Genomic DNA, 11764 nt, shown 5'->3' on the forward strand with positions numbered 1-11764 from the left:
TATGTATCACAGTGTCGTTGTTGGTGGTGGAGTATGTGGGCTCCTGGCTGCGTATTTTTTACGTCAGTATGGACATCAAGTTGTACTCATAGAACAGTCTGAGCATTGTGGTGGGTTATTGCGCTCCGTACAGGATGAGCAGGGTAATTATTATGACCAGGGAACACATGTTCCTAATCCGACAGGGATTGAAATGGTGGATGAATTTCTGTTTGGCCCTGAGTCTCTGAGACACATAGAGTGGAATGGTATTTCTCATTTGAAGACCGGCAATTACTTTAAAGGAAAGTGGGATTTTGAAACTCAAACTATTGATGCGCGAAAGCTGAGTCGAACAAGTTATGAGAAGGGGATGGGCCAATTACTCATTAACACTGAGAAACCTGAGGATAGCAATATTGAAGACTATTGCAAAAACTCTATCGGTGAAACTTTTTTTATGGAGCTAGTTAAACCGGTAATTGATAAGCTGTATGGACCCCAAGATGATTATAAAAAACTTTCAGCGAAAAATAGTATTAATTACTTTGGCGCAACTCGATTGCTCGCGCTTGATGAAGCAAAGACAGCAAAGCTCAAGGAAATAGCAGAGTATGATGAGCGCTTGGGTTTTCATACTCACGCGGCTTATCAAACATGGATGAAAAGTCAAGGCATCATTGAACCTACGTATCTATATCCTAAGTCTAAAAAAGGTTGTCAAGCCTGGATTGATTCTTTAATTGACAAAGTAACAGCGTGTGGCGTTAAAGTTATTAATGGTTCAGGTGTTACTGGGTTAAATGTGAGTAACTCAAAAGTCTCAGAAGTTTCTTTAAATAACGGGGAAGTGATCAAGTGTGACTGGCTATATTGGAGCGCTCCTCCGGCATTTGCATTGAAGTTATTAGCTAATAAAGAACAAGGAACCAGTGGTTTTCGGCCGAGCTTACGCACCGCAAATATATTTCATTATACGATCGACCGCCCCTTGAATAACACGCATTCACATTATTTGTGGAACTGGGATTCCAGTTCTGATATTTTCCGAATTACACTTTACCCTAACTTAAATAAATCAAGAGAATATTCTATTACAGCCGAAGTTTTAAGTGATGCAGAACAAGCTAAAGCTCTCGATTCTCAACGAATTTTTGCAGACCTTAAAAGTATGGATTTAGTCACAGCAGATGCAAATATTACGTCCTCATATAGACAAATAGTACATCATACATTTCCGATACCAACGATTGAGTTTAACCATCATGTGGCACACCAATTTAAGCAACTGACTCACTCTATTAATAATATTTCGGTTTCAGGCAGGTTTAGCGGAAAGCTGTGGTTGCTTAATGATATATTAAAAGAAACCTATCAATCAATTCACAATCAATTTGGCAATGTAAGTGAATAGACGTTTTTTATTTTATTGTGATGGCAATGAGCTAGTTGGTTTTGGTCACTTTTCTCGTTGCTTAACTATCGCAACCGAATTAAAAAAGTACCCTTTTGAGATCAGTTTTTGTGGTAACTATGATCGATTTTCCATTGAACGTTTGTCAGCAGCAAATATTCCCCATGACGCAAAAATGTCTGCAGATATGTCGGCAATAGTGTTAGTTGATAGTTACCATCAAACAGAAGCCAGTTTACTTGCAATTAAGCACTTGTGTATGAGTGTACTGGTGATTGATGATTTTGATGAGTATCGCTTTTCTTTTTTAGATGGAATCATCAATGTTAGAGTTGCTGCTGAGCAATTTGTTACTCCAACGGATAAGCATATATTAGGAGTAAAGTATTTTCCTTTTTCATCAGAACTAAGGGCTATCAGGCATAATAATCTGAGTATACAAGCATTGCCGGTAACAAGTATCTTGATTGCATTAGGTGCCAAAGATAGATTCAAGGTTATGGATGTATTAATAGAAACGCTAGATAGCTTAGTGTGCGATGTCAATTTGACAATATTATCTGCAGAGAAACCGCTGGTTAGTTGTAATAACAATACTCTAAAGTACTTCTCATTTGTAGAAAATATGGCTGATTTCTATCAAGAACATGATGTTGTGATAAGCGGAGGCGGGTCAATTAAATATGAAGCGGGGTTTTGTATGAGAGCCAATGCAGCAATATCACAAACAGTTGAGCAAAGGCATGATACGTTGTTATTACAACAGCATAATGTGTGCTTTGATTTGGGATTGTCTGAAGAAGTAACCCCTGTAACTTTAAAGCAATCTTTGGCGTCTTTTTTAGATGAGAAAATTCGGATAGCGCAGTTACAATGTATGCAAACCGTGTATTGCAGTGAGTCACTCACCCACTTAGTTAACATGATTATGAGAGTAATAAATGTCCGAAATTGATCAAAAACGAGAGGCTTGGCATCTTCAGTCACAGGATGAAAATACGCAAAAGCAAGTAGCTAGAGTAGCAGAAGAACGTATTTGGGCACTATTAGTTGACAACGTGAATGAGAATCTAGAACTGTCAGGAGATGAAAGGCTGTTAGATGTTGGCTGTGGTAATGCGTATTTATTATCGAGATTAAATATTAACGAAAATAGAGTATATGGTGTAGATTTTGCCTCAAATATGGTGGAAGAGGCTAGAAAGCGGCTTCCTGCTGCGCACTTTAATCAAGGCGAAGCATGTGACATTTCATTTAGCGGACCTTTTCAAAGAGTTTTGAGTTATAGTATCTTCCACTACTTTCCGGATATTCAATATGTTGGGTTTGTTATTAATCGCTTAATAGCGTTAACTGAACCAAAAGGTATTATCCTCATTGGGGATCTACTTGATAGCCAGTTTGAAGCGCAAATTAAATCTAACAGTGATCTTAATATCGAGGCGTCTTTACCTATTATTCACCGCTACTCTCAATGGTTGTTTGTCGACTTGAAGAGATTAGCGAGCGATTTGGTAAAACACCCTCGAGTTGCCTCTGCTGAATTAATTCAACAACCTTCTGAGTTTACTTTGTCATGGTATCGAAAAGACCTGAAAATAACCTTAAATTAGCGCTGCACAATTATTTTGAAACACCAAACTGTGTATTGACTCGCTCAGGGAGCACTGCGATTATCCTAGCAATGCAAGTTTATGATTTAACAATTGGCTCTGAGGTGATTGTGCCAGCAAGCTGTTGCCCAATTGTTATGTATGCTTTACAGATGGCTGGTTATCAGGTTGTGCTGGCTGATGTTGATACAGCGACATTAAATAGCGATGTTTCTCATATAAAGTCGGTTTCTACTAATCAAACGCGAGCAATTCTTGCCGTACATGCATATGGGAGAGTTGGAGATATAAGCAATATTCTTTCGTTTGCGGCACAAGCAGGGATCGTTGTTATTGAAGATGCGTGCTTGGGGTATGGGGGAAGGTTTGAAGGGAGGCCAATAGGTAGGCTTGCTGATATAAGCGTTATTAGCTTTGGGTATGATAAACCGATTGATTTTGGCATGGGTGGAGCATTGTTGTTAAACGATAAACGAATGCGAGATAAAGCTGAACGTTTATTGAAAGAGAATAAGTTCTTTCAAATGCCAGATAGTGAGCATATGCTAACAAGCATTACTGACGCACTTATGGCATTACCATTGTTAACTGAACAGCGTATAGAAAATGTAAAGTTGGTTGATGCAAACGTAAGTAATCCATTATTTTCAAAATTACGCATGCCGTATCAAGTAAATTATTGGAGATACCCACTATTTATTGAACCCTGTTTACGAGCACGGTTTATTGCATATGCTAAAACGCGGGGGCAAGTATTTACGTGTCACTTCCAAAGTTTAGGAAAATTGCTTACGCACAGTACAGTACCCAATGCAGATTATATTGGGGAGAGTATTATTAATTTGTTTGTAAAGCCTACTGTTTCTGAGTCACAGTTACTAAAAATGATATCGATAGTAAACGAGTTTCACGATGACACCTGAACAACTTAAAGAATATTATCAGATGCTCTTTGAGCAGCACGGGGATTCTCCGGCCTCAGTACAGCATGTTTCACGAAGTGCCCAAAATATTAGGTTTAAGATCTTTCAAAAGTATATAAAACCACAAAGTAGTATTGTGGATTTAGGCTGTGGTCTAGCGGATTTCTTAGTCTTTCTACGTCAGCAGGGCTTAACTGGTGAGTATTTGGGATGCGACTTTGTACCCGAATTTATTTTCAATAACCTAACCAAGTTTAAACAAGATATGACTTGTGATTTTCAGAAACTTGATTTAATAAATGATGAATATCCAAAGGGCTATGATTATCTTGTGATGAGTGGGATATTTAATAATCAGCTAAACTGTAATGAACAATTTTTATATCAAACTATTGAAAAAGCATTTCATGTGGCCAATAAAGGAGTAATATTTAATGCTCTATCATCTTATGTAGAGTATCAAGATGATGCGCTTTTTTACGTAGATCCATTACAGGTTTTTTCACATATAAAAACTCATATCTCACCATACGTGTTATTAAAACATGATTATATAACCAAAGAAAATGGTTTCCCTTATGAGTTTACAATAGTAGTTAATAAAGAAGGGGAATTGCCATGATATTAGCAGTTATGCAACCCACATATATTCCTTGGCTTGGATATTTTGATTTGATAAATTCAGCGGATCAATTTTTATTTTTAGATGATGTGAAACTTGAAAAGAGTGATTGGCATGTTAGAAATAAGATCAAAGGCAACCAAGGTGAAATCATGTTGAGCCAAGTTGTATCCATGCCAAATGGCCGCATGGGTAGTGTTATTTGTGACACTGAATTTAAGGAAAAACACCCTTGGCGTAAGAAACACCTTAAAGCGATTGAAATGAATTACAGAAAAGCCCCGTTCTTCGATTCAATTTTTGGCGTTATCCAACAGCACTTTCTACATGAGTGTAATAACCTTGCTGATTTTAACATTGGTCTAATTCAGGTTTTTCTGAAAAGCTTAGAAATACATACGTCAGTGAGGAGAAGTTCAAAATTACCAGAAATTGGAGGCGTAAAAGATGAGCGGTTGGCCAATTTTTGTGACTTTTTTAGATCGGATAAATATTTATCACCAAGGGGGGCGAGTGCTTATATTGAAAGATACTCACCAGGTGGGCAGTTAGCAAAGTCAGGAGTTGAAGTACTTTATCAGCAGTTCGAGCACCCAAAATACCAGCAATGTTATCCGCCATTTGTTTCTCACCTAGGTGTACTTGATGCGCTTATGAATTTGGGCGCAGACCAGACAAAACAGCTAATAGAAAGCGGGCATAGGCAACCGTTACATTATCGCGAATTATATACCTTGAATTCAAGAGGATTAATCTAGCTGCCAATGTGCTGGGTTAATCAGCTTTGGGTCTAAGCTACTTAAGTTCGGCAACCTATTGTGTTCAACGTCGAGTGCCTTGTTGTATGCTTGAGTGACTTGCTCAAGCTCTTTAACGTCATTGACACCGATAACTAACTTATCGATGTTTGGCTCTTTAACAACGTAACTTAAGGCTAATTCTAAATTACTCAATGATAACTCTGAGGCAACCTGTGAAAATAAAGCAAGCTTGTCTAACCATGGTAAAAAATATTTAGGAATGTCTTGTAAATCCATCAACAAAAGACCCTGTAAAAAGCTCGAACGAGCGTGAACTTCAATATTTCTTTCTTTAAACTTTTGTAAATATCCAGAACTAGAGAAAAAGGTATCGAAGCAATTGTAGGGGATTTGAACAAGCTCAACCAAGGGGTTATTTAATAGCTTACTATAGCTCCCTTGGCTGTAAAGAGACACACCAGACTTGACGAGTCTTTTTGTTTTTTTTAGATTGTGGATCTTTTGTAGTAGTTCCTCATTTCCTTCTTTTAGGATATCGTCTGCGGAGTGAAAGAGAAGTCCTGAAAGTTTTTTCGTTTGTAATTTTTGATAACTTAAATCGAGGAGTTCTGAGTAATAGGCACAATCGGCAGGTGAAAACTTTTTCTTTTTGAGTGGAGGTAGTTTTGTAATAATTTCAAATTTTTTTGTGATATCCACCAACTCGCCTAAGACTTGCTCGCTATTTCCATAAGCAATGGCGGTATCAATGACCTCAATGTTACTGTCTTGAGCAAGTGTTAATATTTCGGCAACTTTCCGTTGGCTCGGTTGCCCATGACGATTACTGACCCCATAATTGGTGCCAAATTGTACACCTCCTAAAGCTAGTCTCACAATAATTTACCCAATGAGGCTACTATGTAGCGTTGTTCTTTAGCCGTTAGATTAGGATGTAAAGGAAGTGTAATTGCGCATGAATAGTAACTTTCAGCAACAGGGAAGTCCCCACTACTAAATCCTATTTTTTTATAATATGGTTGTAGATGAATAGGTATATAGTGCAACTGGCAAAAAATACCACACTCTCTAAGTTTTTCAAATACGTTAGAGTGTTTTTTTGGAGTGGAAATAGCTAGTTTAATAATGTATAGATGAAAAGCAGAATAGCAATCCGATGTTTGTAGAAGAGGCTCTACAGCCATAGGTTTAAGCAGTTCATCATATTGTTTAGCAAGTAAATTTCGTCGTGCTACGAATTTATCGAGTTGATTAAACTGACTTAGTCCTAATGCGGCCTGTAATTCAGTCATTCTATAATTAAAACCAAGTTCTACTTGCTGATAATACCACGAACCATGACTAGATTCGGTCATTTCATCAGAGACATTGGTGATGCCATGAGAACGGAGCCTTTGCATGGCCCTTATAAGCTGTTTATTATTAGATAATGCAAGCCCACCTTCTGCCGATGTGATTATCTTGACAGGATGAAAGCTAAAAACAGTGATGTCGGAAAATTGACAACTCCCGATTTTGTTACCCTTGTATAGACCGCCAATTGCATGAGAAGCATCTTCAATAATTTTGAAATTATATTGTTGAGAGAGCTTATGGATCTCTTTCATATCACAGCTTTGCCCAGCCAAATGAACAGGAATAACCAGCTTAGGAAGTGTTCCTTTTGTTTTTGCATGAGCGAGCTTTTCCGAGAGCCGATCAACAGACATATTGCCTGTTCCTAGCTCTATATCAACAAAATCAATTTGGGCCCCGCAATATAGCGCGCAATTCGCTGAAGCAACAAACGAAATTGGCGAAGTCCAAACTATATCACCTGGACCAATATTTAACGCTAAACAAGCGAGGTGAAGAGCCGAAGTTGCACTATTAACAGCTACGGCATTTTTGGCACCACAATATGCAGCAACTTTATCTTCAAATTCAGGCACTTTGGGACCCTGTGTTAACCAGTCTGATTTTAGCACGTTCACTACGGCATCGATATCAGTTTGATTTATAGATTGCTTACTATATGGGATCATTTCAGGGCCAGTAAGTTGAACTTGTTGATTTCTTCAATTGTTAAATAATGAGCATTTTTTAAAGAGTTATACTCAAACCCAATGTCAACAGGAGTTGCTTTTTCTCCAAGCGCGTTAAATGTAAAGTCATTACTTCGACTGCTAAAATTAATCCCTGGAGCAATCACAAAGTGATCATCATATTCGTAGGTTTCAAAACTCAGATCTGTAGGGCACATTACCTCGTGTAATTTTTCACCAGGTCGAATTCCAATGATTTTCTGAGGTAAATTAGGTGCCATGGCGGTTGCTAAGTCGGTGATTTTAATTGATGGTATCTTAGGCACGAAAATTTCACCTCCAAACATTCTTTCAAAGTTTTTCAGTACGAAGTCTACCCCTTGTTGAAGGCTGATCCAGAATCGAGTCATGTCTGAATGCGTAATTGGAATATGACCCTGCTTTTCATCAATAAATTTTTGAAATATGGGAACGACAGAGCCTCTTGAACATACGACATTCCCATATCGTACGACTGAGAAAATTGTTTTATGACCACCTGCAATATTGTTTGCCGCAATAAAAAGCTTGTCAGAGGCGAGCTTAGTTGCACCGTATAAGTTGATTGGGTTTGCAGCTTTGTCCGTGGAAAGTGCGATCACTTTTGATACGTCGTTATCTAATGCTGCGTCGATTACATTCTCAGCGCCATTAATATTGGTTTTGATGCATTCCATTGGATTGTACTCGGCTGCTGGCACTTGTTTAAGCGCAGCAGCGTGAATGACATAATCAACTCCACGCATAGCGCGTTTTAATCTATCTTTGTCTCTTACATCACCGATAAAATAGCGCATACAACTGGCATTGTAATCTTGTTGCATTTCAAATTGCTTGAGTTCATCACGTGAAAATACGATGATTTTTTTTGGTTTATAGCGTGAAAGTAGAGTTTTGACGTATTTTTTACCAAAAGATCCTGTGCCGCCAGTTATTAAGATAGTTTTGTTATCAAACATATAGTCACCTAGTTCAAGTGCATCAAATACTTTACAGATACACATAATTAGTTGTGCAGTTGCTGTAGCTGTACACTAGAAACAATTTAATTGTCAGTACTTTATAATATTTCTAATCAATTTGCAGTAATTATGCCAGAACCAATAAAATAAAGATGGTACAAGGTGACTTTTTTCGCAAGTAAGGTTAGTATTTGTACTAATATTATGGATGAAATAACACTTGATGGGGAGGGGTTATGAAACTTCAAGCACCAAGCTTTAATGCGTTCAACCGTACAGAGCAGGTTGGTAACAAATTAAGTCAACAGCTTGCGACTGGGAAAAAAGTAAACTCTGCAGCTGATGATGCTGCTGCACTGCAAATAATTAACCGCTTAAACTCTCAGCAAGACGGATATAATCAGTCGGTTCGTAATGCTTATGATGGCATTTCATATTCTCAAACCGCTGATTCCGCCTTGTCGGGCGTTAATGATGCGGTATCTCGCATTAGGGAGTTATCAATCCAATCTGGAAATGGAGCGTTAACTGACTCAGATAGACAAGCTCTACAAGACGAAGTATCGCAACTTCAAACACAAATATCTGAAACGTTTGAAAACACAACATTTGGAGGTAAATCGTTGTTTAACGGTGAGCAAACAAGTTTTCAAGTGGGTCCAGATGCGAACTCGACACAAAATATAACACCAACAGATGGCAGTTTTGCAAGTGCAATTGCAAGTGTTGATATTTCGACACAGGCGGGCGCACAAGCAGCGATAGATATCGCAGATACAGCTTCTAAAGATGTAAACACGCAGCGTACGCAATTGGGGGCTTTTGAGAATACCGTCAATAGTACAATTCGTGGTTTGGGAACACAAAAAGAAAATATCGCAGCTAGTCAAAGCCGAATTCAAGATACCGATTATGCTCAAGCCATTTCGGAACAAACTGCAAACGACATTTTGTCGCAAGCATCAATTGCTCTGCGTGGTCAGGCAAATCAATCAGCGTCGCCAGTACTCGGGCTGTTGTAAGCAGAAATAATTTAATCAATAAGTATTGATTTAGCGTCTATATAGGTGGCAGTTTTTTGGCAATGATGTCAAAAATTTGCCACTTAGGTATTGCATCCCTCCGTAAGTGCCTTACAATCTTAACTTTACACTATCACCTTGAAAGTTGGACTCGTTTAGATGGTTTTGATCCTCGATAATAATAATAACCGAGCTAGTAGCTTGTGTGCGTCGTTGAACTTTGTTGGACAATCATCTCGAGTTATTGACGACGAATTCTTATCTCAAGAGAAAAAGTTAGGGTCAGATGCGATCGTCGTACTAGGAGCTTTGACTGAGTTGCAACATGAAAGTGTAATTAAATCATACCCAGCGACCCCGTTTCTGCTTGTTGGAGAAACGCTTAAACCTTTATTAAGCTTAGCCAATGTCATAGGCCTAATTACCGAACCATTTGGTCATGATATTACTATGCAGTTATTGCATGACAGTCAGCAGTATCTCAGGATGCTTCCCGGTCAATCGAACAAAACCAATGGCAAGTCATTTGACGGCTTAGTAGGAGAGACAGATGCCGTCAAACAAGTCCGCTTTTTAATTTCTCAGGTAGCAAAAACTGATGCGAACGTTCTCATTTTAGGTGAATCAGGTACGGGTAAGGAAGTTGTTGCACGTAATGTACATCTATTGTCAAAAAGAAATAACGGACCCTTTGTACCGGTTAATTGTGGTGCTATACCGGGCGAGTTACTTGAAAGTGAATTATTTGGTCATGAAAAAGGGGCATTTACGGGTGCCATTTCTGCAAGAAAAGGGAGGTTTGAATTAGCGCAAGGTGGAACCCTATTTTTGGATGAAATAGGCGATATGCCATTACAAATGCAAGTGAAGTTACTACGTGTTTTACAAGAGCGCAACTATGAAAGAGTTGGGGGGACGAAAGCGATTCAAGCAGATGTTAGAGTAATTGCCGCGACTCACCGTAACTTAGAAGATATGATTGAAAGTGGACAATTTAGAGAAGATTTATATTATCGCCTTAATGTTTTCCCGATTGAAAACCCTTCACTACATGAACGAGCGGATGATATTCCATTATTGTTGAAGGAACTAATGCGCCGTGTCAATGAACAAAGTGGTACTGGTGCTAAATTTACTGAACGGGCTATTGAAAGTTTAAAAGCACATACATGGCCTGGTAATATACGTGAGTTGGCAAATTTGGTTGAGCGTATGGTCATTATGTTTCCTGAAAAGGTGGTAGATGTCACGGATTTACCAAATAAATATCGACATATCGAAGTTGATGCGTTTGAGCCTGAGTACCCAGAAGAACTGCGCGAAAAAGACGCATTTAATGAACTATTTAGTGGTGGGTTTAGTGATTATGACGAAGATCCAGAACCGGAGTTTCAAGTAAGTGAACAAACGTTAGGCTCTTTACCAGCAGAAGGTATAGAATTAAAAGAGTATTTGGCAGAATTAGAAGTGAGTTTAATTTCTCAAGCGCTGGAGCGGTATGACTATATTGTTGCTCGGGCGGCTGAGGTGTTAGGCGTACGCCGCACGACACTGGTTGAAAAAATGAAAAAGTATAATCTTAATAAAGAGTAAATTAAGGTTAGGCGCTGATTAGGCTAAGCGTTGTTTTATATCTAAATTTTGGTAAGTGTTAATAATTTCTTGCTTTCTAAAGCAAGCATTATCATGGTCATTGACCATTCCACAAGCCTGCATATGCGCATATATTGTAGTCGGACCTAGGAATTTAAATCCACGCATTTTTAGATCTTTAGCAAATATAATGCTGATATCGCTCGTTGCAAGGTAACCTTCTTTGCTTGCAATATCATTAACAATAACTTTGAAGTTCACAAATTGCCATTGATAACGTGCAAAGCTGCCAAACTCTTGCTGAACTTTAATAAATGCTTGCGCATTATTGATGGTAGCGCGTATTTTTAGCCTATTTCTAATAATATTGGTGTTACATAATAAACGCTCCACATCAGCTTCCGTCATTAGTGCAACATCTTCAACTCGAAATTGATGAAATGCATTTTTATAACCTTGACGTTTTTTTAAAATGGTATACCAGCTAAGCCCCGCTTGTGCGGACTCTAGTGTAATGAATTCAAACAATGTTTGGTCATCCATAACGGGTACGCCCCACTCCAAGTCATGATATTCAATATAATCCGGCTTAGATTGGTCTACCCATAGACAGCGTGTACACATATCCTCTCTCCGAAATAGCAAGATAATGCTACTAACAGGTTGGTTCCGCGCATCATTTTTCATATCACTTATCTAAGTGGCATGGTATTGATAGAGTGCTTTGACTGCGGTCCGTTGGTTTTTATCATTTTGATTATAAAATACCACATATAGAGGAATAGGTATGCTTTGAATCTGTAAAGCGACGG

General features: G+C 38.4%; 12 protein-coding genes. 8 read left to right on the plus strand and 4 right to left on the minus strand.

The window, feature by feature from the left end; translation table 11 throughout:
* Position 1 precedes the first annotated feature (1 nt).
* From PAUR_RS05655 to PAUR_RS05680, 6 genes are read left to right on the plus strand one after another with little or no spacing between them, the layout of a single operon-like run.
* Positions 2-1393: an NAD(P)-binding protein gene (locus PAUR_RS05655; protein ID WP_192506832.1), complete on the plus strand. Its 1392-nt coding sequence runs from the start codon at positions 2-4 to the stop codon at positions 1391-1393.
* Complete coding sequence (locus PAUR_RS05660) at positions 1386-2348, plus strand: hypothetical protein (RefSeq protein ID WP_192506833.1); 963 nt, start codon at positions 1386-1388, stop codon at positions 2346-2348. Before PAUR_RS05655 ends, PAUR_RS05660 begins: the two co-directional genes overlap by 8 nt.
* Entirely contained in the window at positions 2335-3006 is a 672-nt protein-coding gene (locus PAUR_RS05665; RefSeq protein WP_192506834.1) for a class I SAM-dependent methyltransferase, read from the plus strand. The genes PAUR_RS05660 and PAUR_RS05665 overlap by 14 nt, the downstream gene beginning before the upstream one ends.
* The gene (locus tag PAUR_RS05670) at positions 2970-3929 is read left to right on the plus strand and encodes a DegT/DnrJ/EryC1/StrS family aminotransferase (RefSeq protein ID WP_192506835.1); all 960 of its coding nucleotides are present in this window, start codon (positions 2970-2972) and stop codon (positions 3927-3929) included. Before PAUR_RS05665 ends, PAUR_RS05670 begins: the two co-directional genes overlap by 37 nt.
* Positions 3919-4551 carry a class I SAM-dependent methyltransferase gene (locus PAUR_RS05675; protein WP_192506836.1) on the plus strand — a complete coding sequence of 211 codons (633 nt, stop codon included), beginning with the start codon at positions 3919-3921 and terminating at the stop codon, positions 4549-4551. The genes PAUR_RS05670 and PAUR_RS05675 overlap by 11 nt, the downstream gene beginning before the upstream one ends.
* Positions 4548-5309: a WbqC family protein gene (locus PAUR_RS05680; RefSeq protein ID WP_192506837.1), complete on the plus strand. Its 762-nt coding sequence runs from the start codon at positions 4548-4550 to the stop codon at positions 5307-5309. The genes PAUR_RS05675 and PAUR_RS05680 overlap by 4 nt, the downstream gene beginning before the upstream one ends.
* Here PAUR_RS05680 and PAUR_RS05685 read toward each other — a convergent pair.
* Genes PAUR_RS05685 through pseB form a run of 3 tightly spaced genes read right to left on the minus strand, consistent with a single transcriptional unit; the run spans position 5301 to position 8334 of the window.
* On the minus strand, positions 5301-6188 hold the full coding sequence (locus PAUR_RS05685; RefSeq protein WP_192506838.1) for an aldo/keto reductase: 888 nt from the start codon (positions 6186-6188) through the stop codon (positions 5301-5303). The two genes, PAUR_RS05680 and PAUR_RS05685, sit on opposite strands and share 9 nt — an antisense overlap.
* On the minus strand, positions 6185-7336 hold the full coding sequence (pseC, locus tag PAUR_RS05690) for a UDP-4-amino-4,6-dideoxy-N-acetyl-beta-L-altrosamine transaminase (protein WP_192506839.1): 1152 nt from the start codon (positions 7334-7336) through the stop codon (positions 6185-6187). Before pseC ends, PAUR_RS05685 begins: the two co-directional genes overlap by 4 nt.
* Positions 7333-8334, minus strand: coding sequence for a UDP-N-acetylglucosamine 4,6-dehydratase (inverting) (gene pseB / locus PAUR_RS05695; RefSeq protein WP_192506840.1), 1002 nt, complete (start codon positions 8332-8334; stop codon positions 7333-7335). The genes pseC and pseB overlap by 4 nt, the downstream gene beginning before the upstream one ends.
* A 239-nt stretch (positions 8335-8573) precedes the next feature.
* Between pseB and PAUR_RS05700 the strand changes: the two genes are divergently transcribed.
* Both PAUR_RS05700 and PAUR_RS05705 read left to right on the plus strand, forming a co-directional pair.
* A complete protein-coding gene (locus PAUR_RS05700) occupies positions 8574-9359 on the plus strand; it encodes a flagellin N-terminal helical domain-containing protein (protein ID WP_192506841.1) in 786 nt (261 codons plus the stop codon).
* 159 nt (positions 9360-9518) lie between these two features.
* A complete protein-coding gene (locus PAUR_RS05705; RefSeq protein ID WP_192506842.1) occupies positions 9519-10952 on the plus strand; it encodes a sigma-54 dependent transcriptional regulator in 1434 nt (477 codons plus the stop codon).
* Between the two features lie 18 nt (positions 10953-10970).
* Here PAUR_RS05705 and PAUR_RS05710 read toward each other — a convergent pair whose 3' ends face one another.
* Positions 10971-11576, minus strand: coding sequence for a DNA-3-methyladenine glycosylase I (locus tag PAUR_RS05710; RefSeq protein WP_192506843.1), 606 nt, complete (start codon positions 11574-11576; stop codon positions 10971-10973).
* Positions 11577-11764: the final 188 nt, after the last annotated feature.

Source organism: Pseudoalteromonas aurantia 208, assembly GCF_014858725.1.
Lineage (GTDB): Bacteria > Pseudomonadota > Gammaproteobacteria > Enterobacterales > Alteromonadaceae > Pseudoalteromonas > Pseudoalteromonas aurantia.

What these genes read in the sequence shown, in the direction of transcription:
- PAUR_RS05655 (WP_192506832.1), top strand. Translation starts at nt 2, where the DNA reads ATGTATCACAGTGTCGTTGTTGGTGGTGGAGTATGTGGGCTCCTGGCT.
- PAUR_RS05665 (WP_192506834.1), top strand. Translation starts at nt 2,335, where the DNA reads ATGTCCGAAATTGATCAAAAACGAGAGGCTTGGCATCTTCAGTCACAG.
- PAUR_RS05670 (WP_192506835.1), top strand. Translation starts at nt 2,970, where the DNA reads ATGGTATCGAAAAGACCTGAAAATAACCTTAAATTAGCGCTGCACAAT.
- PAUR_RS05675 (WP_192506836.1), top strand. Translation starts at nt 3,919, where the DNA reads ATGACACCTGAACAACTTAAAGAATATTATCAGATGCTCTTTGAGCAG.
- PAUR_RS05680 (WP_192506837.1), top strand. Translation starts at nt 4,548, where the DNA reads ATGATATTAGCAGTTATGCAACCCACATATATTCCTTGGCTTGGATAT.
- pseC (WP_192506839.1), bottom strand. Translation starts at nt 7,336, where the DNA reads ATGATCCCATATAGTAAGCAATCTATAAATCAAACTGATATCGATGCC.
- pseB (WP_192506840.1), bottom strand. Translation starts at nt 8,334, where the DNA reads ATGTTTGATAACAAAACTATCTTAATAACTGGCGGCACAGGATCTTTT.
- PAUR_RS05700 (WP_192506841.1), top strand. Translation starts at nt 8,574, where the DNA reads ATGAAACTTCAAGCACCAAGCTTTAATGCGTTCAACCGTACAGAGCAG.
- PAUR_RS05705 (WP_192506842.1), top strand. Translation starts at nt 9,519, where the DNA reads ATGGTTTTGATCCTCGATAATAATAATAACCGAGCTAGTAGCTTGTGT.
- PAUR_RS05710 (WP_192506843.1), bottom strand. Translation starts at nt 11,576, where the DNA reads ATGTGTACACGCTGTCTATGGGTAGACCAATCTAAGCCGGATTATATT.